The organism is Sphingomonas sp. Tas61C01 (assembly GCF_052567495.1).
On record NZ_CP199583.1, the window covers coordinates 498553 to 524777 of the forward strand.

Here is a 26225-nt window from a genome sequence, read left to right on the forward strand (position 1 = left end):
GAGGAAGCCGGAAATGGCAAGAAGCACACGTCAGTACGTGTTTGAAGGCATGGAGCTTCTGCCCGAAGCCTTGATCCCGTTCGTAGAAAAAAGACTAGAAAGCTCGGTAAAAGGGCACTGGCAGATCGAGGTCGTTCAACGCGTTCAAGGTCTGAAGCCCAACTCGACCGGTGAAGTGGGCTGGGATCAACAAGGCCTGCTCAAAACGATGATGGCGTTCTGGAAGGAGTCTTTCGGAACGGTGCTGGGGCACCCTGAGCGATCCTATGTCTCCGAACTCCTCGACGTTCGAAACAAGCTCTCGCACAACGAGCCTTTCACCTACGACGACGCCGAACGTGCGCTGGACTCGATGCGTCGCTTGATGGAATCAATCAGCGCTGGCGACGTTGCCGATCAGCTTGGTAAGATGCGCGACACGATCCTGCGCACGAAGTTTTCCGAGCTTCAGCGCAACGAAGAGCGCCGAAAGACGCAGCGGTTAGACATTTCCGTCGAGACGGTCGCGGGGCTTCTGCCGTGGCGGGAGGTCGTCGAGCCGCATCAGGACGTCGCCACGGGTGAGTTCCAACAGGCCGAGTTTGCGGCCGACCTTGGCAAGGTTCATGCCGGCAGCGCGCCGGCCGAGTACCGCGATCCACAGCAGTTTTTTAGCCGCACCTATCTGACTGAGGGTCTCAGCACGCTCCTGATCGGCGCTGCGAAGCGGCTATCAGGGGGCGGTGGCGATCCTGTCGTGGAGCTTCAGACCAACTTTGGCGGAGGCAAGACCCACTCCATGTTGGCACTTTACCACATGGCAGGCGGAACCCCTGCGCAAGATCTGTCGGGCCTCGATCAGCTCCTCGAGAAAAGCGGGCTTACCGTACCAGCCAATATCAATCGGGCAGTTCTCGTCGGTACGTCCCGCGGCCCTCAAGATGTTCTGAACGCTACAGGTGGGCGGAAAATCCGGACGACCTGGGGCGAATTGGCTTGGCAGCTCGGCGGGGAAGAGGCGTTCGATATGATCGCCGAAAACGACGCCAAGGGCATAGCGCCAGGCTCGAACATCCTGGAAGCGATCTTCAGGAAATATTCTCCCTGCCTAATTCTGATCGATGAATGGGTGGCCTACTTACGCCAAATTTACCGTGTCGAAGGACTTCCCTCCGGTTCCTTCGACGCGAACCTCTCGTTCGTCCAGTCGTTGACCGAGGCAGTGAAGGCGAGCCCCGGGACATTGTTGGTGGCGTCGTTGCCTGCATCACAAATTGAGGTCGGCGGAGAAGGCGGGCAAGAGGCACTTGCCCGGTTGCAGCAAACCTTCAGCCGTGTTGAGTCGTCGTGGCGACCCGCTTCGCAAGAAGAGAGCTACGAGATCGTGCGTCGGCGCCTTTTCAAGGAAATCCCAGGCGACCGTTTCCATCACCGTGACAATACCCTGAAGCAGTTTGCCAAGCTATACCGGGAGAACTCGAACGACTTCCCGCAAGGCTGTGCCGACGAAGACTATCGCCGAAAGCTCGAAAAGGCCTACCCAATCCATCCCGAGCTGTTCGACCAGCTCTATACAAGCTGGGGATCGCTGGAGAAGTTTCAACGAACGCGTGGCGTGCTGCGACTTATGGCGCAGGTGATCCATGAGCTTTGGATGAACGCCGATCCTTCGGTGATGATCATGCCGGGAAGTGTGTCGGTCAGCTCTCCTCGTGTGGAACCTGAGCTTTTGCACTATCTCGATGTCAGTTGGCAGTCGATCATCGCAGCTGACGTGGATGGCACCGCGGCTACGCCGTACAAGGTCGACCAGGCAGCGCCCAATCTGAATCGCTATTCGGCGACGCGGCGGATCGCGCGTGCGATCTTCATGGGCACTGCCCCCACGCATGCACAACAGAACACCGGCCTTGACGATAAGCAGATCAATCTTGGTGTCGTTCAGCCTGGGGAGAAGCCGGCGATCTTCGGCGATGCTCTCCGGCGCCTGACGAACCAGGCGAAATTCATGCATTCGGACCTTGGCCGGTACTGGTACTCGATGTCGGCCAGCCTCAATCGGATCGCGGCCGATAAGGCTGGCCAACTCGACGAGCAGCTGGTCCTGATGGAGATCGATCGCGAACTCGCCAAATATATCAATGGGATCGCCGACCGCGGTCATTTTGATGCGGTGCAGGTGGCACCGACCTCCTCGGCAGAGGTGCCGGATGAAGCTGGCGGAGTGCGTGCTGTCGTCCTGGGCGTAGCGCACCCACATCACGGACGGGAAGGCTCGGAGGCGCTGATCGAGGCGAAGGATATCTTGCTTCAGCGCGGCAGCACGCCGCGCGTGTATCGCAACATGTTGGTTTTCATCGCTGCAGAATCCCGGCAGCTCGATAACCTGAAGGACGCCGTTCGTTCCGCCCTCGCCTGGGGCGAGGTGGTCAAAGAGAAGGACCGCCTGAACCTTACTCAAAGCGATGACGCTCTCGCCAAGACCAAACTCGCGGAAGCCAACGAGACGGTAAAAACACGCCTTAGAGACGCTTGGTGCTACCTACATTATCCGGCTCAAGAAAGCGCCCAGGCTGAGCTTGAATGGGTCTCGGGAAAGGTACCGGCGCAAGACGGCCTGCTGGCACGTGCCAGCAAGAAGCTGGTGGGTGAGGAAGGGCTTCTTTCCGAACTAGGGCCGACCCGCCTCGATCGCGATCTCCAGAAATATATCTGGAACGGCAAGGCGCACCTCTCTCTGAAAGACCTTTGGGAGTATCTGAACCGCTACACCTACCTACCGCGCGTCAAGAACCAGGCCGTTTTGGTCAAGGCGATACAGGCGGCTGTTGGCGGCATGCTGCCCGGCCCCTTCGCCTATGCCGAGCGGTGGGACGAAAAGACCGACACCTATCTGGGACTCGCGATCGAGCGGGCGGTCAACGCTGCGGTGGTCATCGATGGCGAAAGCGTCATTATCAAGCCGGATGTCGCCGAAGCCCATCGATCGGCACAAAAAGAGGTCGAGACGCCGACCGCAGATGGTTCCGTGGTCCCTGGGGGTGCGCCGTCGCCTACGCCGCAGACTGAAAGCACGCCTGATGCCCCCCCGGTTGAGAAGAAGCCGACGCGCTTCCTAGGCACAGTGATGATCTCCTCAGAGCGTCCAGCGCGCGAGATTCATCAGATCGTCGAGGCGATCGTCGAACAGCTCACGACCATTCCCGGCAGCGAGGTCACGCTCAAGCTCGAGATTGATGCCGAGGTGCCGTCGGGCATGGATAAGGGCAAGGTCCGCACCCTGATCGAGAATGCCACCACGCTGGGATTCATCGAGAAAGATGTGAGGTAAGATATGGCGGCGAACGGCACGCCGCGCCTTCGCGTTGCGGAGAGCGGCGTGCCATTCGTGGTCACAACATCGATCGGAGCGACTGATTGTCAGACCGGCTGAAGGTGCTTGCGGACAGCTACCTCGACCACATTCGGATCGCAGTGGAGGCGCAGGACCGCGGCGCGCCGTTCCGGGACTTCCTGGACAACTGGAACGCGTTCAATGCGCAGCATGAGCACCATCGTAGCCGGGGCGATCGGCCGCGCTGGTTCAACAATCCGTCGGCACTCGCGCGCGTGCAGATGCTCGACGCGCTCGATTATCGATCGGTGGGCGCGACTGCCATCCTTGACGACGCAGCGCGAGATCCTGTTACCTATCAGCGCCGCTATGCGGCGCGTGATCGGGACGTGAAGCTGGTCGTCGACCATGCTGTTCCGATCGGCGTCATCGTGGCCGCATTGTTCGCCGGCGACGTCGAGCTGACGCGCGCGAGCATCGGCGCGTACCTCAACCATTGGTATCGTCTCGGCCTCCTAAGTCACCATGAGGACGCCAGCCTCAACGCGCAGGGATTGCGGGCGGCAATGCCGGCGGGGTGGGATCGCGAGAATCCGTTTGCTCGCTATGAGGCGGCAGGGATTACGTCGGCGCATGTCTAAGGCGACGCGCCCGCCTAGTAGTGCCGAGCTTGCTGCCCGTCCGACGATAGCGATCGATGATCAATTCGCCGGACGCTCTGTACGCCAAGGAGCAACTGATCATCAGCAACAGCCACAAGGCGACAACCGCTACCGCGTAGAGCATTCCACCAAGTTTTACGTGGTCCAGCTCATAGGAACGTGGGTCAACATCGTTGAGTCGGCAGAGCGCACCGTGAGATCGCGAAATAACCTGCGATGGGTGACGTTTGAGACCAAAGAATATGAGTTGAGGAAAGCCGACACGTTCAAGCCGTTCCTTTCCAGATTCATTCAAGGCGGCTGCTACGCGTGCGTCGGTGGCAAACATATCGAGAGCGAAAAGGAGATGCGGGGCGTGGAATCGCATCCGTTCATTTACATTTCGTCCACGGCCGCATTGAAGATTTTCAACGACATGCGAGCGAAGCGAACCGCGGCGACAGTCCCGAACTGAGCCGCTCGGACCGCCGCAATACCATCGCGCCGCTCGCCAGATGTTAAGCGGCGTCACCATGGTGGCGCGGCTGCCGATCTCGCTCCCGCAACGGCTCAGGCGCTCGATACGAGTGTGCTTGCCTCCGCCAATCACATGAACAGATTCGGGCGGGCTGAATGGCTGCTCACGAGTCACCCAGGTCGTGCAGTCTCAAGTCCGCACACCTCTCGATCTGACGGCATCGCCAGCGATTGTTTCTGATCCCTTCATGCGTAGGGGTTGACGCGTCGCGTCACTCGGTACGCGTCGTCGGGCACCTGCTTCCGCGCCGCCCAATCCAGGAATTCGATACGGCCATCGCTCCTTAGCTCTGCCGCCATGCGCCCGAGCCTCGTCTTCCGGACACCGTGCTTCGCGAGAATGCTGGGCCAGAGATTGCCGTACGTAATCGAGCCGGGGCTGATCGGTACTCTCTCTAGTATCGCCATCAGCGCGGCTGCCTCTTGCTCGGCCATCCAGCGTCCGGCAAACTCGTTCCCGGTGATGGCGCCGCCAAACATGTCGGTGGTGTTGAAGAGATCGTCCCTCTTAGCGACCTGGAGATCGGCCCTGACCTGGTCCTGCGCCTTCAACGTAGCATGCTGGCAGTCGCGGAAGACCTCGACGCCCTTCGGGCTGCGGGTGGCGTAAATGAGCGAATAGAAGGTCCGGTCCTTGGTCGGAAACAGAACCGGCGTCTCCATCACGTACTCGTACGCGCCAAGTCGGCCTATCGCTTCGCTGATCGCTTCAACCAGCACAGCTTTCCTCGCGTCCGCCGTGGAACGGCCAACCGCTGGCGCGATCGCATCAAGGCGACGTCTCCAGTCGGTACCGGGCATCAGCGCTTCGAGGCCGGCTTGGATCGCTGCGTTGGGTATGGATGCGGACCAGTTGATCATCGTGAACATGAAGTTGAAGACGACTTCGCAATTCGCACGTCGGAGCAGCGGCGCGACCGCCTGCATATCGATCTTCCAGCCCTTAGGATCCATCAGCACGAAGGAGAACGCGTCCGGGGGAGTGGCCCGCATCAGGTCCGGGACGAGCTTCACAAAGTCGTCGTTGAACGTCTTAATCGTGATGTCCGGGTAGCGGGGCACAATTTCCTGCAGCCTCGCGTGCGCCTCCGGGTCTTTCTCTACAAGGAGCGCCGTCATGGTCCGCTCGCCGCGGCCAAGGTCCTTCCAAGTCTTCTTTGCGCGGCGGAGGCTCTCTAGCGCGATGCCGAATGAGGTGTCTTCGAAATTCTCGCTTTGGTCTTTCCAAGGGCCCGAGAAGCCATCGATGTAGACTACGTCCCGCCTACTCCCGACCTTGAACACGAGCTGTTCAACGTAGTCTGCAATAAAGTGATGCTTGACGTAGGCCTGCTCACGACCCGCGTAATTGGCGAGGTCTGGGCGCATCAGGCTGCCCGCGATGCGACTGGAACCGGCAGCTCGTTCCACTCGCGGCCGTCTAGATCGCGGCCGCCCGTTTTGGGCCTGGCGCCGCCCCACTGCTTGAAGAAGAAGGCGACGTCCTGATCGGCGCACTGATCGCGAATTTCCCGGGCCCATTCGATCGCCATCGGCCGAGCGCCGGGTCCGCTCTCGCCACCGGCGATCACCCAATGAATACCGGTCAAGTCGATGCACCCGACGGGGCCGATTAATGGTTCGACGGACAAGAATCGCACGGCCGCCGGCGCCTGACGCAGATGGGTGACGCGTGCGCCTGACTGGGCGTCCTCCACCGAGACGCCGAGCCAGATGTGGGCGGGAGGCGCCACATCCCGGTATCGACACAGGAGGTAGTCGCGCATTAGCGAACTGCGCTTAGTGAGAACCTGGAACACGTGCCAATCGGCTCGCTCCATCGTCTCGAAGACCTGATCAATGAAGTGCCTCGGAACGCGCTTGTGGAACAGGTCGCTCATGGAGTTCACAAAAATCATCCGGGAACGTTTCCACGCGAGCGGCTGCCCAATGCGCTCGGGCCTGAGCGTTAGATCAAAGCCGTTCTGGAAAGGATGGTTGGGCACTCCGCGCCAACGCTCGGCGAAGCGCGCAGCGTAGCAGTTGTCGCAGCCGGCCGTGATTTTTGTGCAGCCCGTGACCGGGTTCCAGGTCGCGTCCGTCCATTCGATTGCACTACCGTCGGCCATGTTCACGTCCTTAGAACGAACCATGAATCTTACACATCGGCAAGTGCTATACAATCTTGATCGGCTTGCCAGGCAGGAGCCGACTCCCGCGTCACGCCGGCCCCCCGCCGGGTTAAGCTACGACCGTACTTCCGCAGGCGTGAACGAGCGTCCAGCTTTGGGAGGTGCTCAGGTCGCGCTGGATGTCTGCAAATGCGCCGTGATACCTCCCAATATAGGTCCGAAGCGCAACATCGAAGCATTTTGGTCAAATCCCGATCTCGACGACTTTCCCACGACCGATGTCGATATCGAGCGCTTTCTCGGGTGTCGTGGTCGGCTTGTCAGCCCCGCTATTCTTGCCTCCGTTCGCCGCACTCGGTGGTTCAGTGCGAAGAACGCTGCCCGTTGTTTCGAGTGATGAGGTCTTGCCGCCAGCGTTCCGGATCAGCTGCCGCTGCAGCCCGTCGGCGCGATCGACGATCAGGGTCAGCGTATCACGAAGCCGCGTGACCGTGACCAGGAAGGTTTGCTGGTTGACGAGCTTGGTGTCGCGGGTCTCCATGACAGCGATACCGGCGTCGGACGTAAGCCCCTGCGCCATATGAGCGTTGAGCGCGTAGGCGAGATCGAGCCTCTGCAGCATCGGATCATTCTGCTTCAATTCGAGCTTCAAGCCGAGCGAGGTTTCGATGCTGACGATGCCACGATCGATCCCGACGATCTGTGCCCGGTCGGCGTTGAACAGCCCGCGCTTATGATCACTCGCGGTCCAGCGAATGCGGTCGCGTTCGTGGATCGTGAGCGCCTTTCGCTCGTACAGCTGCAACCGGGTATCGTTGCTCGCTCTGATCCGATCGGGCCGGAACGTCCGCTCTTTCGCATCTGTCCCGCGCACCCGGACCGTGCCCACCGCCGCATCGACCGCCACGACCTCCGCGCGCGCCGTAGGCAGCCGAACTCCCTTGCCGCGTCCCGACACATCGAGCACCATGCCGGCCGCATAATTCTGGGCGTAGCGTAGCTCCTCATTGGTGAGATTGACCCGCTCCAGCACGGTCAGGTCGAGGCTCGCCGGACCGATCTCCCCGCGTGCCAGCAAGCCTTCCTGAACCGTGCGGTTGAGGTCACCGCGCAACCGTCGGCCCGATGCATAGATGGCGGTGCGCGATCGCTCATCCGACCCGAGCGCCAGCCACCTGTCCGCAGCTTCCTCGGCACCACGGCCCGGGGCCTCGACCGTGAATGGCTCCAGCGCCGTCATGGCCTTTTCGACATTGCCAATCTGGGCGGCTGCCGCAGCCACTTTCACCGCCTCGCCGCGCGCGCGGATGTTCTGCGGCATGTGCGCGGTGGTGGCGCCGGCCTGCTGCATGACCGAGAAGGGTTTGCCTGCATCGACCGCGCCAAGCTGACGCGCGTCACCAACAAACGCCATCCGCCCGACGCCGAGCAGGTTGGCGAGCTCGACCAGCTTCAGTTGATCGGCGTTCGACAGCATCGAGGCCTCGTCGACGAGGATGGCGGTGCCGCCGAACGTCGCTCGCGCCTCCTTCAGCGCGCCCGCGTCTGTGCGCTCGCCAAGCAGCGGTGCGTTGGCTCTCAGGAACCGGGCGACGGTCATCGACCGGATGCCGGTCTCGCGCTCGAGCATCTGGACGAGGGTGTTCTGGACGGCGAGCCCCAGCACCTTCTGGCCGCGCTCCTCGATCAGTCTGGCGGCGGGCGCCAGCATACTGCTCTTGCCTGCGCCGGCGACGCCCTGGACCGCGATAATGCGGTCGGTGGAGGAGAGCAGGAGGACGCCTGCAGCCTCCTGACCGGGATTGAGCATGATGCCCGAGTTGGACTGCGCCTTGTCCCGCAGAGTGGCAAGTGCGTCGCCGAGAGGCAGGAAGCTCGCGCCGGCGCCGCGCCCTGCATCGACGGCCGAGAGGATCCGTCTCTCGACTGCGAGGCCTTGTGCCGTGGTCATCATGTCCTCGGCGCGTCCGGTGCCGGGGACGAGCTGGCCCGCTCGCGCGAGCGCAGCCACACGCACCTCGATCTGGTCGATCTTAGTGGGCAGGCCCATATCCAGCGCAGCCTTGTAGATGTCAGTCGTCTTGAAGGCGGCCTCGCGCTGCTCCAGGTGACGCAGCGCAGAGGCCACTGCGTGCGCGGCGGCGACCTCGGCCGGACCTTTGGCCCCAATGTTGCGGGGCAGATAAGGATCGGACCTGGCTAGGCCGAGCCGATCGGCCAACGCGCTGACGAGCTCGCGACCGCGTGTCGTCGCGGCACCTGCAGCCTGTGCCAGACGCTCCCACGGCAACGGCGCGGCCCCCCGAGCGCGGGCTTGCTCGATCAGTTCCGGAAGGTCGAGACCGACTGCTCGGGCGCTCTCCCGCCAGCCATCATAAAGCGCCTCACGGTCGGCAACGGGCGCCTTCCTGGACCGCGTCATCAGCGTCGCGGCGGCGAATGCCTCCGGGGTCTTCTGCGCCATCTCGGCGACCTTGGCGAGGATCTGCTGGCGTCGCGTGCTGAACGCCATGATTAGGTTGCGGCCGATGCCCTCGGCTTCGAAGTTTCCATGCTTGCCGCGGTCGCCAACGGCGTAACCGAGCGCCTCCACCTTGTCGCGGAAGCTCGCCATCGTCAGCGCGTTGAACAGGGTGTTCAAGGACCAGAGCTTGTCGTTGTGGAGCGCGCGCCACTTGCCATCCGACCCTTGGGTGGCGTTTGCGACGATCGCATGGAGGTGGGCTTGCGGCTCCTGCTCGCGGCTGATGTCATGCTCGAACAGGGCGACGATCAGGTTGCCGGTTGCGACTACCTTCTCCTTGCCCTTCACCTCCATCCGGGTCTCGGCGGCGTTGCGCTCGGCCCACCCGAGCGTCTCCTTGACGGCTGCGCGATAGGCGTCGAGGATGCGCCGATCGCCGCCGACCAGCGCGAGCAGGGACCAGCTCTTGGGTAGCGAAAAGGTGAGGTCGATGCCGGCGCGGTGGCGCTCGGGAGTGCCGACCTGCGATCCATCGGGAAGGCTGCCCTTCAGCAGCGCTTCGAACGTCTCCTTGTCGACATTGCCGGCAAGCCCGAGCGCCTCCGCGCCTTTGCCGAACCACTCGCCCGACGTCTCCGCTTCGCCGGGCGAATAGTAGTTGTCGGCGGCGAAATAGCCGGCGGCACCCTTGGCGGAGCGGACGGTGGCAACCGACAGCATGGCACACCCTCAGAGCTCGATGCTGTCATCCGGTACCGGTGTGTCACCCGGCGCCACACCGGATTTCAGCTCGCGCAGTGAGATGTTTTCCTGGCTGGGGAGAAGCCGGACGCCGCGTTCCGCGTTGACGGTTCCGGGAGTGCCGGGTGGCGGCGTGACGGGAGATCGCTCCTTCCCCGACGCCGGACGGGTCGCCGGTTCGGCGTCCTCTCCCTGGCCGCCCCGCGATGCTGTTCCGCCCATCTTCGACGCGCGCGATGCATGCGGATTCGGAGGCTTGATGAAGGCCGGGCGTAGCGGCGCCAAGGCGGGATTGGATGCGCTGGCAGGCACGTCCGCGGGCGGGATCGGGGGCTCTGTGGGGCGCTGATCGGCATAGTCGAACAAGGGGCCGGATCGTGCGTCTGACGGCGACGATTGCTCCCGAGCATCGCTGCTCGGACCCGGACCTTGGTCGGTCGCACCGGGTGCATCAGCGCCGTCGGCAGGAGGCTCGTCTGGTCGTCCGGCAGGCCCGTTCCCGGTTTCCGAAAGCGCCCCTCTGGGCCGCGCGACGAAGGCCTCTGCGCGGCGGGGGAAGTCGACATAGGTGAGCCGGATCGGGGCTGCCGGAAAGCCGTCCGGGAACTTCAGATAACCGCGAAGCCGCTGCAGGTTCATGAGCTGATCGGGGAGCAGGAGCGGCTCGATCTGGCGCCTTGGCGTCAGGCTGACGGCGTCGCGAGCATTGTTGTAGCCGTAGCTATAGCCTTCCTCCATCTCGCGATATTGGCGGTGGCCGATGAAGTCCGAGCACCAGGTTGCGGACTCCCGGTCGGCGGTTGCCAGGAACAGCTTGGTGCGCGCCAGCGATGACAGTGTCATCGCCATGTTCTCACCGTAGGTCTCCTTCAGCTTGGCATAGGCATGGACGCCGGCGACGATCGCGCCGCCATAATTGCGCACGGTCTGCAGGCCTTTCTCGATGGCGGGCAGGCGGTGCAGCGCGCCGAGCTCGTCGAACAGGAACCAGAGCCGCAGGTCGCTCGATCGTTCGAGCGTCATCAGCGTGTTCATCGCCGTATCCATCCACACCGTCAGCAGCCGCGATGCGACCGACATGTCGACATAGCGCGCCGACACGAACAGGATCGCGCCGGGTTTGCTGTCGCCGGTGACCCAGCGCTTGACTGAGAAGGGCGTACCCGTCGTCGGCAGCATCCGGAGGGCCTTGGCGTTGGCGTTGAACACGGCGCGGATCGACTCCGCCATGCGGGCCGCTTCGGGCGCGGTGAGCGGGTCGGCGACGGTGCCTTCCATCAGCTTGTGGACGTGAGCGAGGCTGGCCGTCATGAGCTCGGTGCTGAGCGCTTCGTTCGTCGCGCGGCCGTCGCGGATAAGCTTCAGGCACATCTCCACGAACAGCATGCGTGCGGCGAGCACCCAGAACTGTTCGGAGCCGCCCCCATCATGCGGCACGAGCGCTTCGGAGGCGGCCGTCAGCTCGGCCTCGTCACTGCAATCCTCGAAGATCGACCACATCGGGCAGCGCGCATCGAGCGGGTTGAGGATGGTGTCCGTCGCCTCGTCGAAGAACGCCTCGATGAAGGCGCCGGTCAGGTCGAACACGACTGCCCTCGCTCCCTTCGCGCGGACCTGCGCGAGCAGGTCACGCAAGGCGACGGTCTTGCCCGTGCCAGTGGTGCCGATCAGCATCGCGTGGCTCTGTTCGAGGCGCCACGGGTAGGGCACGTCGGCAAGCGAATAGGGCTCGTACAGGCCGGCCTCGCGCAGTTCTGCCGCGGACGCATAGCGCCACCCTGAACCCAGCAGGCGGCGATATTCGGATGCCCGCTCGCGGGCGTTATGCGCTTCGATTTCGGTCACCAGCGCGGGCAGTTCGGCAAGGGTCGCGCCGCGCTCGTGGCGGCTTTCCTTGGAGCGCCGGCCGAACCAGGCTGCCAGCCAGGCGAAGGCCGCGATCGCGGGGACGGTGATGATCGCCGCGAGCATCGCGGCGGTGCCGGCAGCCGAGGTCATCCGGTCCCAGGCGGCGACCACGATCGGGTGCGCGGTGACGTCGGCCATCGGCAGCAGGACGTGCGCACCAGACAGCGTCTCGAGGTTGACGGCCTTGGCCGGATCGAACTCGAACCAGCTGTAGATGCCGGCATAAAGCCGCATCCAGCAGAGATAGCTTTCATGGTCGGACAGCGCCGCCGACACCCGCCACCAGCACAGGCCTGTGAAGGTCGCGGCCGTCACCATCAGTGGCCCCTTCAGGCCGGCGGCGAACATAAAGCCGAAGTGGCCGAGCAACTGGCTGCCCCGGGTGAAGTTGGTGAACTTATGCCGCATGGGACTGGTCCTCCCGAGCGACGCGCTCCTGCCATTCCTTGATCAGGCGAGACCGAAGATCGGGATTGGGATGTTCGCTCAGCAAACCGTCCATCGCGATCGTCATGAAGAGGATGTGATTGCGCTGTTCTCGCGGGTCGTAGGCCACCCCGAACACGTCGTTGATGACGAGCTGGCGGAGCGCTGCCGCGACCGTCAAATCCCGCGCCCTAGCACGTGCCGCAAACGCGGAGCTGAGGTCGTCCGTCACATAGCAGGCAAGCTGAAATCGTCGTTGCATGTCACGCATCCATTCGCATGGAGCGTGGTGGGCACTACGCAAGGCAACGAGAACATAGGCGGAACACGAGCTCAGCGTCAAGGACCAGCGCCAGTATTGCGGCAGTTTTCCGAGGGTGGTGAGCAATGGTGAGCTGGTGGTCTTTGACCATGACTGGCGCCACTGGTGATCAGGCGCTAAGCTGTTGATCTACCCACTATATTCCTGCGGTGCACCGCGTAAGGTGTGCTCCCTGTCCCCCTATGCCCAGAGATTGATGGTGGCGGTAATCTCGCTGCCTGAACCCCAGGATGATCAGTCGATACCGGAGGAGCCCAGGGCCGCATGAGGCGGTGCTCGGAGACGGGCGATCGAAGCACTTACGCGGCGGGGTGGAAGGCTGGTCGGACGGGTAAGCCAGTTCGCGATCAGAGACGAACAGCAATGAAGATTGAGCTCTGGACGAGCACGACAAGAGGGAGCGTTGCGCCCCCTCCGTCGTCAGTATGCGTCGTCCCGGCCGGCGGGTACGGTGTGGACGATCCGGTCTATCAGGTCCTGCATCAGCGTCTCGTAATCCCCTTCATCGGCCACCCAGCAGCGGGCATCGTCGGTCCGGATGATGTGCTGGTCGAAGTAGCTGTAGGGCGCCCGGGCCGCTGCCTTGGCGTAGGCGGCCATGAAGGCTTCGTGCTCCAGCACGGTGTTGTGGTCGTTGGTGCTGATCGGGCTGAAGTAAGTCATCGTCCATCTCCTCAATCTCATGTGAAAGACGGAGGTCTCGCGACAGCGGGGAAGATCGGGGGTCAGGGACCGCACCCGCAGGGTGCGGCCGCGCAGCGGCGATGGGGGTCACGATTTTTCCGGCCGCGCTACTCGGCTCGAGGTGAGGCACTACCGCCCGATCGCGGCCGGAAAAATGGTGGGGCCCCGTCGTCCTTGAGGCCCGGTCTTCGCCGCTGTCATCCTGCCCATCGTTGAGCGAGTAGAAGAGTTCGGCCGGGGCGGGCTCGATGCCCGTCCCGGCCGATTGGATGCGGTGAGCCCCGAGGCGGAGACCTCTTTCGCCCGCCTGCACAGGAATCGCTTTCCTACACCCGGGGCCCGCGCCAATATCGCGGGTGGAAGGGGCTTCGACCGCAAGGAGATTGGTCGTGGCCAAGAAGAAGCCGAGCGCCTTGGAAGCGCTCACCCGACATGACGAGGAGCGTCTCGCGATGCAGACGAAGGGCGCCGAGCTCAGGCGTGCGGCGGCACTCGAGCTGGGTCTGATCGTGCTCGACGCTGGCGGTTCACGGCTCGGTGCCGACGCATTGCGGCGTCTTATCGCCGACGCCGTGGCTGCTCCCTCGCAAGACCTTGCGGCTCTCGAACGGGCTGGCAAGGCTGCTGTGCCTCGCACCGGTGCGGCAGTCGAAAGCGAGGAGAACAGCCATGGCTGAGCCCCTCGAGAGACACGATGTTGGCGATGTGGCGGAGGTCATCGCGATCATCGCCGATCCGGCAACCAGCTACTGGCTGCGTGATGCGATCGTGTCTGCCTGCACGCGTGATCCGTTCGATGCCGAACGGGATGCGCTGACACTGGCGGCGCTGCTGACCCGTCGGCTGGACGCGATGGTCGCCCGGCATTTTTCGAGCTGTCGATAACGCCAGGAGAGCCCCGGCGGCGGGTTGCCGCCGGGGTGATCCGCTGAGGTCAGAAGGGGAGATCGTCGTCGATGTCGGACTGGCTCGCCCCGCCTTCGGCCGCAGGCTTGCCCCGGCTGAGGAACTGCACGTCGTCCGCGATGATCTCGCAGCCGTACCGCTCGACGCCCTCCTTGTCGGTCCACTTGCTGTAGTGGATCCGGCCGCGCACCGACACCAGCATGCCCTTGGTCGCAAACTGCGAGACCGTCTTGCCGAGCCCGTTGAAGCAGGTGATGCGGTGCCACTCGGTTTCCTTGGCCGTAAAGCCGTTCGCATCCTTGAAGGTCTTGCCCTCGCTGTCGCGCTTGGGTCGGCTGGTGCCCAGGCTTAGCGAGGTAACGCGGGTGTCGCCGCGGGTGGTGCGGGTCTCGGGATCGGTGCCGAGATTGCCGACGAGAAGAACGGTGTTGGTCATGGGGCTCACTCCAAAGGGTCGTCGGGACCGTCCCGATCGACGGAGCCCCGGCCATGGCGAGGCAAGCCGAGACGACGCACCGCAGGCCCGTCAGGGCCGGAGGGGAACCCCCGAGACCAAGGCTGGCGCGGGCAGGGAGGGGCGAAGCCCCGAGCAACACGGGCCTGGGCTCGAGCGGGTTGCTTCGGATGGCGCCCGCCATAGGGGTGAGAAGTCGATGGGAGCGGTCCTGACCAAGCCGATGGTCAAGCCCTGACGCTTCACCTTCGCCTGGAGAACAGACCCGCCGACTTACAGAGCCGGTCGCCGCCATAGCGCTTCCACGCCAGCGCATAGCCGCCCCGGACCATCGCACAGGAGAGGTCGCCCGTTTGCGGCGAACGGCACAACGCGCCGGTCCGATCGCCCCTGGCAGACCCGTTCGACACGCAGGTGAGGCGTGGTCCGCGAACCACGACGTGGCCGGTGCGACGGGTACCGCGGGCACCGCCCAAGAGTGAGACGAGGTAGTCGCGTGCGGTGCGTCCGCTTGCCGACGGGCAGGGGTGGCCGGGCCGGCACGTCTCGTCGATTTCGCGCGCGGCGATCCCCGCCAAACGAATACGCGGCCCTTCGGCGCACCAGATCGGTCCATCACCATCCCACACCGCCACGGGCGTGCAGGTAAAGGTCGTGCCGGGCGCAGCGGCGCTTGCCAGGAGGAAGAGCAGAAGCATTCACGGCCTCTTACCCGGTAGTGGTTTCGGGACCAGCAGGATCGATGGTCGAGCGCTCGCGAAGCGCTTGATGCCGAACGCGCGGCAGCTACTGCACAGAGGATGACGAACAGGTCGGCCGCCACTACCGAGACATCGCTTTACGCGCCAATCAAGCGCTACCTTGAGACCTGCGGGTTCGAGGTCAAAGGCGAGGTCTGCGGTTGCGATATCGTCGGCCTGGCCGATGGCGAGCCGCCGCTGGTGGTGATCACCGAACTGAAGCTATCCTTCTCGCTCGAGCTCCTGCTCCAGGCCGTCGAGCGGACGCGATCCTCGGACCTCGTCTATGTCGCGGTGCCCGCAACACGTCGGGGCCGTGACCAAGACAGAAGGGTGCATCGGCTTTGCCGGATGCTCGGCATCGGTCTGCTCACGGTCGATCTGCGGCTGGGCAGCGTGACCGTCATCTCCGAACCGACTCCCTATAGGCCGAGGCCAAACCTGCCGCAGCGGCGGCGACTTGTGGCCGAGCATCGCCGGCGCAAAGGAGATCCGACTGCGGGCGGATCGACCCGCTGGCCGATCATGACTGCCTATCGCCAGCGGGCGATCGCGTGCGCTGAAGCCATGCGGGATGGAGCGAAACGCCCGCGCGATCTGAAGGCCCTTGCCGAGGATGCCGGCGCGATCCTGTTGCGCGATGTCTATGGCTGGTTCGAGCGAACGGAGCGGGGGCTGTACGCCCTGACTCCTGCCGGGTGGGATGCCGTCGGCAGCGGGGATGTCGCGGCCGCGGCAACCGATCAGCGCGAGGCGGCGTAGTCCTGAGCGGCGCGCCCTCCGTCGCGCCTCGGCCCTTCACACAGGGCTTGATCACAGGGGGCAAGGGCGCCGCCGAAGCGACGCCCATGCGAGCGGTCAACCCGCTACGGAAGCGCCGGTCACCCGTGCGTTGTGCTTGGGATTGGTGCCGAGCGGTCCGCGACGATCGACCACGGCAATGCTCCGCTCCTTGGCCTGAATGACGAGCCGCTCCAGCACGCCATTGCCGGCGAATGCCACGACATAGCGGGGCTTCAATCCGAGCATCTGCTCGTTGCGACGGAAGCCGGCCCGTGCGCCCAGGCGCGTGTCGAGGCTGAAGCTGATCTGGGGCACCTTGTGGCGCTCGGCCCAGGATGCGGCGAGGCGGTCGGCTCCCTTGCCGTCGCCGCCGTGGACCAGCACCATGTCGGCGACGTTTGCGCGGACGCGGTCGAGCGTCTGCCAGATCGCATCGCCATAGGTCTTCGCGTCATCGGTCGTCTGGAAGGTCTGCCGTCCACCGGCGAACACGACCGGCGTTCCCTCGGGCATAGCGGCCCGGCGCTTCCCTTCGGCGCGCGCTTTCAGGAACTCGCGACCCTGAACGACCGCAGATGTCGTCAGCGCGTCGTGACTGAGCCGAGAGCCGCCGGCGGGCTTCCACGAGGACCCCGTCTCGGCGAGGTACAAGGATGCCGCGGTCTCCCGCAGGTTCTCGAGTGCGAGCATCTCGGCCTCGGCATCCTGGGCACGCTCGACCTGCTGCTCAAGCTCGGACGTATGGACCTCGGACCCGTCGGCGGTTGCCAGCAACAAGCGGATCTCGTCGGTCGCGCGGTCGATCCGGGTCGAGGCCTTCGTTGCCGCACGGTGGAAAAGGTTCACGAATCCCCAGCCGAGTTCCTCGGCCTGATCCTCGAGGATCGTGTTGGTGAACAGCGCGAACAGGTCGGACCAGACGGCGGCCAGTGTATGGTCGATCGCCTCGGGTTCGGGACGGGCGAGGGCACGCGTTCCGCGATCAGCAGTGATCGAGAGATGGCCGAGCTCCAAGGCGGCGAGCTGGGCGGAGAGGGTGGTCGGCATGGGAGGTCTCCTGTCAGACGCCGCATCCTTGCGGCGACGCAAGCCCTCCAACCCGCCGGCAGCAGGGACGCAGCGCCACCCACCGACAAGGCTGGCGCGGGCAGCCTCACCCGGTGCCCGGCACCGGGTGAGGCAACACGGGCCGCAGGCGGGCGGGTTGCGCGTGGACCGCCGGCGGGTAGAGGGCCTCTGCGGCCGCAGGTGGGGTCTGAGAGACCTTCTCTTGTGACCTCAGGCAACCAGCCGCGGCTGGAGTTCAACGGGCATGGCAAGCCCGAGTTCGCTGGCGATACGGGCCGCCAGTGTGGCGGGATCCACCAACTCCGCCATGCGTGCCCAGTGGTTGCGTTCGCCGACATAGTCGGAGCGGCCGCGGCACCTGCGGAGCAGGATCTCACCTCGGCCGAAGCCGCCGATCGAGACCTGCACATAGAGCTCATCGCCGTGCAAGATCACCTCGCCGGAGACCGCCGGCCCGCCTGCGCAGACCCGTATCTCGTACGTGCCGCTGGCGAGTTGGAGCTCTTCCGCAAGCCGCCGGAGCGCGCGGCGTGCCTCCGTATGAAAGGTCCGCTTGGCGTCTGCATCATGGTCGACGCCGCGAGCGGCAAGCACGGTCAGCAGGGGTGTGCGGGCGATCTCGGCCACCGCCTGCCCGCATAACGACCGCAGCGCTTCCGGGTCGGGCATCTTGGCGCGTGCGACGGCCCCGAGATGCTGCGCCAGGAGCACGACGGCAGGATCAGTTTCGAACGGTTTGCCTGCGTTGCGGCAGTCCTTGGCCGCGGCCTGGATGGCGTGCAGGCAGGCAGCGATGGTGTCGAGGCCACTCGGATCGAGCGCCTGCGCGAAGCGATAACAGACATCGTAGGTCATGGGGTGTCTCCGATGGAAAGAGAGTGTCGGGAGCGGACGCGTGCTTTCGCTCCCGGCGGCAGGATCAGGCGGCGAGGAGGGCGTCCGGCGCGTGCGCAACCCGAGCGAAGCCCAGCAGGAAGGCAGACGCCTCTTCGGCCTTGGCGGCAGCTGTCAGGATCGCGCGATTGTCGGCCTTCAGCACCTTGAGCCAGGACGCGAGGTAGCTCGCATGGTCCTCGAGGTGATCGACCGGCAGGCCGAGTTCGGCGCCAACCATGGCGGAGGCGAGTTCGGCGATCAGCTCTTCCATGGCATAGGCGTCGCTGCCGAACCGGTTGCCGAGAGAGCGCGCGAGCCGGCTCTGGTGTCCCGTCCAGTGCGCCAACTCGTGGGCGAGCGTGGACCGGTACAAGTCACGTGACCGGAACGCGGCAGGATCGGGCATCGTGATCTGGTCGGCACTCGGCAGGTAATAGGCTTCGCCGCCGCCATGGCGGATCGAGGCGGGGATCACGCCGAAGAAGGCGTCGAGCGCATGATCGCGCGCGGTCGGCTCGGGCCGCGGGATGGGCTCCGGCGTGAAGCGTTCGGGCAGGCCGTCGATCTGGTCGACATTGAAGACGGTGAAGCTTTTCAGCACACGGCGAGCTTCGTCCTCGCGCTCGCCTGTGGCGGGATCTTCGACCTCCTTGCTGTAGCTCTTGTAGAAGATGGCGCAGGTGCCGCGTTCGCCCTTGCGGACCTGACCTCCGAGCAGTTGCGACTGATGGTAGGTCATCCAGGTCGGTGAGATGAAGCCGCGTGCCTGGGCAGCCATCCACAGCCAGATCACGTTCACGCCGCGGTAGGGGGTTCCGCAGACGCGCAGTGGCCGCGAAACGGGGCCACCGGTCCAGGGCTGGCGCCACGGCCTGACGCCAGCCTCCAGGCGCTCGATGATGGCGTTGGTGATCGTCTCGGCGGGACTGACGGACACGGCGGAAGAACGTGTGGGGCGCATCGCGCATCTCCTCTCGGATAAGAGCCGGATCGGCTCGCCCCCGGCGACAGCCGTCTCCCCTCTCTCACCGGCCCCAAGACAAAGGGGCGACCTCCAGTAGAGGCCGCCCCCGCGTCGTCGTCGTTCAGGCTGCTTCGCGGTCGACCGCGTTATCCTCCCCGTCGCCGGCGTCCGCGTCGCTCATAGACGTGCCCTCCAGAGCAGGTGTGCTCTCCGGCGCTGCCTCGGCAGCCTGAGCCGGTGTGAAGCGCATCGCCGTCGGCAGCCACCCACGCGCCAAGTGCTTCGTGCCGACCTCACCGATGAAGTCGCCAGCGCAAATCTTCTCGCACGCGGCGGCGAGGTCGGACTTCTTCGCGTTGCCATACCGCGCGGCGAGCGCCGGCCCGTCGATCTCGGCAAGCGCGTCGAACATGACGGGCTTGGTGACCTTGTCGAAGAAGTTGGCGGCTGTCGGCCGCCACCATGCCGCGACGTCGATGCTGAGCAGCTGCCCCAGATGATCGTGAAAGTCACAGCCGCTCGCGCCGGCACCGAGCACGCTCGCCTCGAGTGTGGAAGCGACAGCGTGTCCGAGCCACGCGGCGCGCTCATCGGCGCCAAGCGCCCGGAAAGCATCGAAGCGGGCGCTCGGCGTCTCCCGGATGGTCCAGCTGCGGTCGAGTGCTTGCTCGGCCTCGATCCTCGCGAGCGTTGCCGCGGCCTCCGGTGTCTTGAAGCCGATCACAGGCTCCTGAGGCGCTCGGGCGCTGAGCGACGAGCCGTACCGCTCGACCCCATGTCCAGGCTTGCGATCGATCATCAGGAAGATCGCCAGGTCGAGAGCGAAGTCCGGGTCGGCGGCGACATGGACGGCGAGGATGTCGCGGCGCTGGATCGCGAGTTCGTCGGTCAGCCGCTGTGACAGCCCCACTGAGCGGGCGGGCGAGGCTGGCACTTCGTCGCCGATGTCACTCTCCATCACCGCCTCCGGTTCTTGGACCGGTTTGACATAGAGCGTCTGATGGAGGCGCGGGGCGCCGTCCGGGCCGAGCACGAGGAAGGCGCCTACCATCGGTCGCAGCTCTTCGGGAAGGACGGGAGGCCTCTCGGTGATTGTCTCGATTGCCCTTTCGATGCTTTCGAGCGCGGTCTCGGCGACGGCACGCTCGTCCTCGCTACTGTTCTCGTCCTCGATCAGCGCCATCTTGTCCGCAGCGCCCGCCTCCAGGGTGGCGATCTGGTCCTGCTCGGCTGCGGATAGCGATGGCGGCGCGAGATCGACGCGCTGCAGGCCCTCGGTCTGCTGCCAGTCGACGTAGCGATCCAGCGTCGGGCGGACCCAGGCGTATCCCGTTTCCGCCGCGACGGCGGCGGCGGCGGCTTCCATTATCTCGCTGGCGAGGCGCTCGAGGATGGCGATGTCCAGCCAGCGCGTGGTGCTGTCGTCGGCGAACAGGTCGCGATCGATCCGCCCACCCGCGGCGAGATACGCATCTTCCCCGACGAGGCGTGCGCGCGGATCAGCGCCGGAGACCGTCGCCTGCGTCATCATGCGCCGGATGCTGTCCGGATGAGCACCGCCATAGCCGCGGCTCATCTGGTCGAAGACGTGGGCCTGACGCTCGCGATCCGGGGTGGAGGCGTAGGCCTTGGCGATATCGAGTGTGATCTCGCCATCGGCGAGCGCCTGGAAGACGACGGGGGCGAGGCTCGCGAGCCGCAGCCGGCCTTCCACGAACCGCACGGTGACACCGAAACGGCGGGCAACGCCCTCTACATCGGAGCCTTGCTCGATGAAGTGCTGGAAGGCGAGACACTCGTCGGCTGGGTTCAGGGCGAGCTTCTGGAAGTTCTCGGCCAGGCTCGCTTCCGCAACGGCACTACCGAGGTCGTCGAGCACAAGGCAGGGAACGGCGAAGTTGGTGTCGAGCTTGCCTTCCTCGGCCAGAGCCTTGAGCGCATTGTGCCGCCGTCCGCCGGCCTCGACGGCGTAGGTGCCCCGCGGCTTCTTGTTGGCGGTCACGATCAGGTTCTGGAGCAGCCCGCGTGCCTCGATATCGGCACGGAGCTGGGCATCGGCTGCGGCATCGCTGCGGCGGCGGACGTTCCGCTTGGACGGCACGAGCTTGCCGAGCGCAATAGTCTGGATCATCGTCGGTCTCCTTGGTCACGAGCCTCGGGCGCGCCTGCGCCGGCTCGCGTCCTCGACGCCTCCTTTCCTCTTCTAAGTCGTGGGAGGGTGGCGGGTTGCCCGAACTCAGGCGATGAGGCGGGCCAGACGCTCATCGACCGACGTCGCGAACGGATTGACCACGACGGTCCCGCGCCATGAGAAACCATCGCTCATGTCTTCGGAGAGGAGGAGCGTGCAGCCGGCTTCGGCGGCGGCGTTCACGATCAGCGAGTCCCAGAACTGCAGCTTGTGGGTTGTGGCCAGGTCGAGCGCCGACAGGAAAGCCGAGGCGTTGCTGTCCGCGGTTCCGAAAGCCTGCGCCATGCGCAGCACCGCGTCGCGCGCCTCGTCGCGTGATGCACCCGAGCGGGTCAGCACGACGTAGAGCTCACCCAGGACCTGGACCGGCACGACGAGGGCGGCACGACCGCGCAGCTGCTTCAGGAGCATGCGGCTGGCGTCGATCTTCACTGCATCATCGGCATGCCGGTCAACGCCCGCGACATAGGCGAGCACGTTGGTGTCGAAGGCGACGCGGGTCACTCGTACAGATCTTCGCGGCGCCACGCGTCCGCCCGTCGGCGCGGCAGAGTGGCGACGAAGTCGAGCAGCGCATCGAGCGCGGGGCCCTGCCCGTCGAGATCATCGACCGGCGTGACCTTTGCGACCGGGCGGCCACGAGATGTGACGACGAAGGTTTCGCCGTCCTGCACGTCGCGCAGCATCTCGGAGAAATGCTGGTTAGCGTCGCTGGCGCTGATCGCACGTTCCATAACCGGACCTTTCTAGTGGTAACGTCTAAATAGATGATGAGCGAGGCGCTGTCGAGCCGAACCCATGATCTCGACTATCTGCTCAACGCGGTCAGGATCTCCGGTGCCTTCGGAGCGGGTACGAACAGCCGGGTCTGGTACCGGATGATCTCGACGACACAGCCGAGCGCCTTCAGCTCGGGCAGGCGCGCCGGATCAAACCCGGTGAGCTCAAGCCGCTGCGACCCGCCGACGAGCGCCCGCTTAGCGTGCAGCTTGCCACGGTTGCCTACGGGGACAGTTCGCCCATTCTCGAGCACCGCCCTGACGAGATCGTCCGGCGCGACCACGGGCGCATCGAAGCCGAACCGACGGCCAAGCTCCGCCAGCGCCAGCGCTGGGATCTGCCTCCCGAGCAACGATTGTCCTGTCTCGTCGACCACGCGCACCACCTGGGCGAGTTCATCGGGCAGGGCGTCCCAGATCGGCAGGAGCAGACCGGTGACCAGGTGCATGGTCTCGGTCGACGTGGACGCAATCAGTTCGTCTACCTCGACGGTCCAGGCGGACGCGAACCTGTCAGCTGTGGCGATGGTCCAACGTGTGTCGGCGAAGGCGTCACGATCGAGACGTTGGCGGCGCAAGGGACGAACGATCTCATAGCGCGGGCACAGCGTGCCGTCCTCGCTGAGCACGCTCCGGCCATCCAGGCGCAGGGCGCTGCGACCTGACTGTTCGTTGACGAGGAAACGGGCATCCTTCCGTCGTGCGAGATCCATTACGTCGTCTAACGACAACGGCCGCGGGCGGCGTTCTAGGCCTACCGTGAGCAGATGCGTGGTGGAACCGCTGGTGGCATCGGTCCGGATCACGCGATCCTGCTCCACGCGCAACCGCTCGACCGCCAGTGTCTCGACGCCGAGGTCGAGCGTACCCGCCTTGCGCGCCGCGTCTACGCGCGCCTCGACCAGACCGAGATACTCGTCGAAGATCGCGTTCTGGAGCGCGATGGGAAAGGCGAGGAGACGGTTCAGCCATCGCTGTATCGGCGGCAGGTCCTCGCGCAGACCGCCGTCCTCAGCGGCAAGGCGGAGTCCCGAACGATCCTCGAAGTCACCCAGCGTCGTCGACTGAAGCTTCCCGGCATAAAGCAGGCGGTACCAGGCGATCAGCGCATCCTTGGCATAGTCGCTCTCGAGATTGTCGGCGGGGTCGAATAGGTTCTGACCACCGGTCTGGCGTTGTCCCCGAGTGAGCGCACCCAATGTGTCGAGGCGGCGAGCGATGGTCGAGATGAAGCGGCGTTCGCCGCGCACATCGGTCGTGACGGGCCGGAACAGGGGCGCCGATGCCTGCGCCGAGCGGTGGGTACGGCCGAGGCCCTGGATGGCCGCGTCGGCGCGCCAGCCGGGCTCGAGCAGATAGTGGATGCGGCGCGCCTGGTTCTTGGCGCGCAGGCAAGCGTGGTAGCTGCGTCCCGTTCCACCGGCGTCACTGAAGACGAGCAGTCTCTTGGTGCCGTCCATGAAGGCCTGGGACTCAGCGAGGTTTGACTTGGGCGTGCGGCGTTCGAGGCGCTGCGCACTGTTTGCATCCACGACGAGGCGACGGGTGCGCCCGGTCACCTCGGCGACCTGGGAGGTGCCGAACCGCTCGATGATCGCGTCGAGCGCCGTGGCGATTGCCGGCAGGGCGCAGAGTTGCTCGACCAGAGCATCGCGCGCGGCCAGTGCGGCCTGGCTGTGCACGGGACGACCGTCTTCGTCGGTCATCGGCTCGGAGCGAACCGTGCCGTCCGCATCGGTGAAGACGCGCATCTGGCGGGTAGGAAAGGCGCCGAGCAGGTAGTCGACGACATATTCGCGAGGGGAGAGGTCGATCTCGAGCGCTTCGCGCTCGGCCGGATCGAGTTCGGCCAATCGCCGCGCGAGCATCGCCTCGGAGGTGGAGACCAGCTGAACCACGACGGCGTCGCCGCGGGCGAGGTCGGCTTCGATGGCAGGCAACAGGCTCGGTAGCTTGGCGGACAGGAGCAGTTGCGCGAAGAAGCGCTGCTTGACGCTTTCGAACCGCGACAGTGCCGCCGATTTGGCATTCGGGTTCAACGTCGAGCCGGAGACGGTATCAACGACCCGGGTCTGCTCGAGCGCGGCATTCATGTTGCGATGGATGATCGCCCAGGCCTCGGCATAGGCATCGTAGATGTGAATCTGCGCAGGCGTGAGCGTGTGCTCCAGTAGGTCATATTCGACCCCGGCGAACGACAGCGCACGTGCCGTATAGACGCCGAGCGCCTTGAGGTCGCGGGCGACCAACTCCATCGCCGCGATACCGCCCTTGCGGACGCCGGTGATGAACGCCTCACGGTCGGCAAAGGCCGTTCCTGGTCCCCACAGGCCGAGGCGTGTCGCATAGCTGAGGTTGGCGATGTCGGAGGCGCCCGTTGCCGAGACGTAGAGCGCGCGAGCGCGGGGGAGATGGTTCTGCAGCCGCAGACCTGCGACGCCCTGCTCCGATCCTTTGACCCGGCCGCGAGAGCCTTCGCCACCCGCCGCGTTCGCGAGCGCGTGCGCTTCGTCGAACGCGATGACACCGTCGAATGCCGCGCCGGCCCAGTCGAGGATCTGGCGAAGGCGGGTCGCGTTCTCGCGCCCCGAGCGCAGTGTCGGATATGTCACGAAGAGGATGCCGGCATCGAGCGCGATCGGGGTACCCAGCTTCCATTGTGAGAGGGGCTGGACGTCGAGTGCCATTCCGCCGAGCGCGCCCCAGTCGCGCTGCGCGTCCTCCAGCAGAGCTTCGTTCTTGCTGAGCCAGATGTGGCGGCGCCGTCCCCGCTGCCACTGATCGAGAATGATCCCGGCGATCTGGCGGCCCTTCCCGGCGCCGGTGCCATCGCCGAGAAAGAAGCCCGCGGCATAGGCAGCTCCCTTATCGGAGACCTCGAGCAAGCTACCCTCCTGGGCCGGATTGAAGCGCCCCGGCAGGTCTCGCTCGAACGCGGCACCGGCGTAGACGAGCGTCTCCAGCTGCGCCGCCGACAGCAGTCCCTCCGTGACGACCTTGGCGGGCAGCAACGGCGCGTAGACCGGTCGCGGAGCGGCGATCGAGCCCATCGCCAGCGACTCGACGAGCGGCGTAGGATGATCCCGGGCATCAGGAAGGCTGAGCCGGCTGGGCCGCCATGGCAGGTAGATGCCGGCCGGGTCGCCGGTCGGGCTCGGTTCCTCGAGCGCAATGACCCGCAGCGGCCGGGCCTCGGCATCCTGGTGCTCCGACTTCGGGAGCGTGGGCGCGCGTGATGCGCCACGAACCTCCCGGAAGAGCGACAGGCGCGTCGAGCGGGACGGCGAGGGCGGAGGTGGGGAGGCCGGCGGGGTTGCGCGGGGAGGAAGCTGATCGATGAGGCCAAGGGCATCAGCAAGGTCCTCGATGTCCCCGACCAACGGCAACCCGCCGCCAGTGACCCGGTCCCAGACCGCCAGCCGCACCGCGATGCCGGTGCCGTGCTTGGCGTAGAGGCCGCGCCTCAGCGTCAGGTCCATTCGGCAAGTCCAAGACGAGCCAAGCAGATCGCGACTGGACCAGGTCGGCATCAGCGCCACGATTCGTCCGCCGTGGGGGAGGCGTTTTGCAGCACCAAGGAGGTGGCGGTCGGCTGCGTGGCGATCTTCTCCTCGTCCTTCGGAACGAGCGAAGGGAGGGTTCATGATGACGACAGTCGCGCGGTGGCCCGGCGGGAGCAGGTCGTCGATCAGCTCTCCGTCATAGCCGGTCACCTGAGCGTCGCCGAACGCCTCCCGCAGACACTGCCGGCGCACCGGGTCGATCTCGTTGAGGATGAGGCGCGCCCCTGCACGCGCGGCCGGCCAGGCGAGCATCCCCGTTCCGGCGGACGGTTCGAGCAGCGTGTCCGCCGAGGAAAGCGCGGCGGCCCGCGCGAGGAGCCACGCGATCGGAGCAGGCGTCGAGAATTGCTGGAAGGCGAGCTGCTCCTCGGTGCGGATGCTCTGCGTCGGCAGCCGGTCGATGAGGGCTGTGAGTGCGGCGAGCGCCCCGGGATCGTTGGCAGGCTCGCTCCACGCGGGCGAGGTGAGGACAAGGATTTGCGCCAGCTCCAGCGCGTCATAGGCATGGCGTATCGACCGATGGTCGCGCGTACTCGCTTGCGAGCAGGCCGACTGGAGCAGCTGCCTCAGGAGCCGCTGGTCGATCGGCTCGCCGGCCTGCAGATGGGCAACGAGGGCATGAGCGACCTTGATCACCGGCTCGGTGACCGGCGTGGGTGACGGGGCGAGTGCGGGCATACGGAATCTCCCGCCCGGCCGGCTTCATTGCCGGCACCAGGGCACCACGGCCCCGCTGCCTTTCCTCTCCAAAGCG

21 protein-coding genes are annotated in these 26225 nt (G+C 65.3%); 6 read left to right on the plus strand and 15 right to left on the minus strand.

Annotated features, from left to right (window positions below):
• Positions 1–13: 13 nt before the first annotated feature.
• The 3 genes from ACT009_RS02240 (at position 14) to ACT009_RS02250 (ending at position 4429) form a co-directional block, all read left to right on the plus strand.
• On the plus strand, positions 14–3310 hold the full coding sequence (locus ACT009_RS02240) for a DUF499 domain-containing protein (RefSeq protein ID WP_445192774.1): 3297 nt from the start codon (positions 14–16) through the stop codon (positions 3308–3310).
• Between the two features lie 86 nt (positions 3311–3396).
• Complete coding sequence (locus tag ACT009_RS02245; RefSeq protein ID WP_445192775.1) at positions 3397–3954, plus strand: hypothetical protein; 558 nt, start codon at positions 3397–3399, stop codon at positions 3952–3954.
• A complete protein-coding gene (locus ACT009_RS02250; RefSeq protein ID WP_445192776.1) occupies positions 3947–4429 on the plus strand; it encodes a hypothetical protein in 483 nt (160 codons plus the stop codon). The genes ACT009_RS02245 and ACT009_RS02250 overlap by 8 nt, the downstream gene beginning before the upstream one ends.
• A 248-nt stretch (positions 4430–4677) precedes the next feature.
• On the opposite strand, the gene tcmP is transcribed toward ACT009_RS02250, so the two are convergent.
• The 6 genes from tcmP to ACT009_RS02280 all read right to left on the minus strand — a co-directional run bounded on the left by tcmP (position 4678) and on the right by ACT009_RS02280 (position 13126).
• Positions 4678–5859, minus strand: a complete 1182-nt coding sequence (gene tcmP / locus ACT009_RS02255) for a three-Cys-motif partner protein TcmP (protein WP_445192777.1) — start codon at positions 5857–5859, stop codon at positions 4678–4680.
• A complete protein-coding gene (locus ACT009_RS02260) occupies positions 5859–6599 on the minus strand; it encodes a DUF5131 family protein (protein WP_445193979.1) in 741 nt (246 codons plus the stop codon). The genes tcmP and ACT009_RS02260 overlap by 1 nt, the downstream gene beginning before the upstream one ends.
• 247 nt (positions 6600–6846) lie before the next feature.
• The gene (gene mobF, locus ACT009_RS02265; RefSeq protein WP_445192778.1) at positions 6847–9786 is read right to left on the minus strand and encodes a MobF family relaxase; all 2940 of its coding nucleotides are present in this window, start codon (positions 9784–9786) and stop codon (positions 6847–6849) included.
• A 9-nt stretch (positions 9787–9795) separates the two neighbouring features.
• Positions 9796–12123, minus strand: coding sequence for a type IV secretion system DNA-binding domain-containing protein (locus tag ACT009_RS02270; RefSeq protein ID WP_445192779.1), 2328 nt, complete (start codon positions 12121–12123; stop codon positions 9796–9798).
• A complete protein-coding gene (locus ACT009_RS02275) occupies positions 12113–12529 on the minus strand; it encodes a hypothetical protein (RefSeq protein ID WP_445192780.1) in 417 nt (138 codons plus the stop codon). The genes ACT009_RS02270 and ACT009_RS02275 overlap by 11 nt, the downstream gene beginning before the upstream one ends.
• 354 nt (positions 12530–12883) lie before the next feature.
• Positions 12884–13126, minus strand: a complete 243-nt coding sequence (locus tag ACT009_RS02280; RefSeq protein WP_445192781.1) for a hypothetical protein — start codon at positions 13124–13126, stop codon at positions 12884–12886.
• Between the two features lie 410 nt (positions 13127–13536).
• Between ACT009_RS02280 and ACT009_RS02285 the strand changes: the two genes are divergently transcribed.
• Together ACT009_RS02285 and ACT009_RS02290 are read left to right on the plus strand one after the other, a co-directional pair.
• Positions 13537–13824 carry a DUF6437 family protein gene (locus ACT009_RS02285; RefSeq protein ID WP_445192782.1) on the plus strand — a complete coding sequence of 96 codons (288 nt, stop codon included), beginning with the start codon at positions 13537–13539 and terminating at the stop codon, positions 13822–13824.
• Positions 13817–14032, plus strand: coding sequence for a hypothetical protein (locus ACT009_RS02290; RefSeq protein WP_445192783.1), 216 nt, complete (start codon positions 13817–13819; stop codon positions 14030–14032). The genes ACT009_RS02285 and ACT009_RS02290 overlap by 8 nt, the downstream gene beginning before the upstream one ends.
• 49 nt (positions 14033–14081) lie before the next feature.
• Here ACT009_RS02290 and ACT009_RS02295 read toward each other — a convergent pair whose 3' ends face one another.
• Both ACT009_RS02295 and ACT009_RS02300 read right to left on the minus strand, forming a co-directional pair.
• On the minus strand, positions 14082–14489 hold the full coding sequence (locus ACT009_RS02295) for a single-stranded DNA-binding protein (protein ID WP_093330712.1): 408 nt from the start codon (positions 14487–14489) through the stop codon (positions 14082–14084).
• A gap of 260 nt (positions 14490–14749) precedes the next feature.
• Positions 14750–15205 (minus strand): thermonuclease family protein, encoded by a 456-nt coding sequence (locus ACT009_RS02300; protein ID WP_445192784.1) that lies wholly within the window; start codon positions 15203–15205, stop codon positions 14750–14752.
• 102 nt (positions 15206–15307) lie between these two features.
• Between ACT009_RS02300 and ACT009_RS02305 the strand changes: the two genes are divergently transcribed.
• Entirely contained in the window at positions 15308–16009 is a 702-nt protein-coding gene (locus ACT009_RS02305; protein WP_445192785.1) for a DUF2161 domain-containing phosphodiesterase, read from the plus strand.
• Between the two features lie 96 nt (positions 16010–16105).
• Here ACT009_RS02305 and ACT009_RS02310 read toward each other — a convergent pair whose 3' ends face one another.
• The 7 genes from ACT009_RS02310 to ACT009_RS02340 form a co-directional block, all read right to left on the minus strand.
• Positions 16106–17077 (minus strand): DUF2493 domain-containing protein, encoded by a 972-nt coding sequence (locus ACT009_RS02310; RefSeq protein ID WP_445192786.1) that lies wholly within the window; start codon positions 17075–17077, stop codon positions 16106–16108.
• A gap of 231 nt (positions 17078–17308) precedes the next feature.
• Entirely contained in the window at positions 17309–17953 is a 645-nt protein-coding gene (locus ACT009_RS02315) for a hypothetical protein (RefSeq protein ID WP_445192787.1), read from the minus strand.
• 64 nt (positions 17954–18017) lie between these two features.
• On the minus strand, positions 18018–18935 hold the full coding sequence (locus ACT009_RS02320) for an ArdC family protein (protein ID WP_445192788.1): 918 nt from the start codon (positions 18933–18935) through the stop codon (positions 18018–18020).
• A gap of 124 nt (positions 18936–19059) precedes the next feature.
• On the minus strand, positions 19060–21069 hold the full coding sequence (locus ACT009_RS02325; protein ID WP_445192789.1) for a chromosome partitioning protein ParB: 2010 nt from the start codon (positions 21067–21069) through the stop codon (positions 19060–19062).
• A 105-nt stretch (positions 21070–21174) separates the two neighbouring features.
• Positions 21175–21633, minus strand: a complete 459-nt coding sequence (locus ACT009_RS02330) for a PIN domain-containing protein (RefSeq protein ID WP_445192790.1) — start codon at positions 21631–21633, stop codon at positions 21175–21177.
• Positions 21630–21863 carry a type II toxin-antitoxin system Phd/YefM family antitoxin gene (locus ACT009_RS02335; protein ID WP_445192791.1) on the minus strand — a complete coding sequence of 78 codons (234 nt, stop codon included), beginning with the start codon at positions 21861–21863 and terminating at the stop codon, positions 21630–21632. Before ACT009_RS02335 ends, ACT009_RS02330 begins: the two co-directional genes overlap by 4 nt.
• A gap of 74 nt (positions 21864–21937) precedes the next feature.
• Positions 21938–26149 carry a strawberry notch-like NTP hydrolase domain-containing protein gene (locus ACT009_RS02340; RefSeq protein WP_445192792.1) on the minus strand — a complete coding sequence of 1404 codons (4212 nt, stop codon included), beginning with the start codon at positions 26147–26149 and terminating at the stop codon, positions 21938–21940.
• Positions 26150–26225: the final 76 nt, after the last annotated feature.

Excerpts from the sequence above, each read along its gene's own strand:
- ACT009_RS02270 (WP_445192779.1), bottom strand. The coding sequence starts at position 12,123 with ATGCGGCATAAGTTCACCAACTTCACCCGGGGCAGCCAGTTGCTCGGC.
- ACT009_RS02310 (WP_445192786.1), bottom strand. The coding sequence starts at position 17,077 with ATGCCGACCACCCTCTCCGCCCAGCTCGCCGCCTTGGAGCTCGGCCAT.
- ACT009_RS02335 (WP_445192791.1), bottom strand. The coding sequence starts at position 21,863 with ATGGAACGTGCGATCAGCGCCAGCGACGCTAACCAGCATTTCTCCGAG.
- ACT009_RS02280 (WP_445192781.1), bottom strand. The coding sequence starts at position 13,126 with ATGACTTACTTCAGCCCGATCAGCACCAACGACCACAACACCGTGCTG.
- ACT009_RS02325 (WP_445192789.1), bottom strand. The coding sequence starts at position 21,069 with ATGATCCAGACTATTGCGCTCGGCAAGCTCGTGCCGTCCAAGCGGAAC.
- ACT009_RS02260 (WP_445193979.1), bottom strand. The coding sequence starts at position 6,599 with ATGGCCGACGGTAGTGCAATCGAATGGACGGACGCGACCTGGAACCCG.
- ACT009_RS02295 (WP_093330712.1), bottom strand. The coding sequence starts at position 14,489 with ATGACCAACACCGTTCTTCTCGTCGGCAATCTCGGCACCGATCCCGAG.
- ACT009_RS02305 (WP_445192785.1), top strand. The coding sequence starts at position 15,308 with ATGACGAACAGGTCGGCCGCCACTACCGAGACATCGCTTTACGCGCCA.
- ACT009_RS02250 (WP_445192776.1), top strand. The coding sequence starts at position 3,947 with ATGTCTAAGGCGACGCGCCCGCCTAGTAGTGCCGAGCTTGCTGCCCGT.
- ACT009_RS02315 (WP_445192787.1), bottom strand. The coding sequence starts at position 17,953 with ATGACCTACGATGTCTGTTATCGCTTCGCGCAGGCGCTCGATCCGAGT.
- tcmP (WP_445192777.1), bottom strand. The coding sequence starts at position 5,859 with ATGCGCCCAGACCTCGCCAATTACGCGGGTCGTGAGCAGGCCTACGTC.
- ACT009_RS02290 (WP_445192783.1), top strand. The coding sequence starts at position 13,817 with ATGGCTGAGCCCCTCGAGAGACACGATGTTGGCGATGTGGCGGAGGTC.
- mobF (WP_445192778.1), bottom strand. The coding sequence starts at position 9,786 with ATGCTGTCGGTTGCCACCGTCCGCTCCGCCAAGGGTGCCGCCGGCTAT.
- ACT009_RS02300 (WP_445192784.1), bottom strand. The coding sequence starts at position 15,205 with ATGCTTCTGCTCTTCCTCCTGGCAAGCGCCGCTGCGCCCGGCACGACC.
- ACT009_RS02340 (WP_445192792.1), bottom strand. The coding sequence starts at position 26,149 with ATGCCCGCACTCGCCCCGTCACCCACGCCGGTCACCGAGCCGGTGATC.
- ACT009_RS02320 (WP_445192788.1), bottom strand. The coding sequence starts at position 18,935 with ATGCGCCCCACACGTTCTTCCGCCGTGTCCGTCAGTCCCGCCGAGACG.
- ACT009_RS02240 (WP_445192774.1), top strand. The coding sequence starts at position 14 with ATGGCAAGAAGCACACGTCAGTACGTGTTTGAAGGCATGGAGCTTCTG.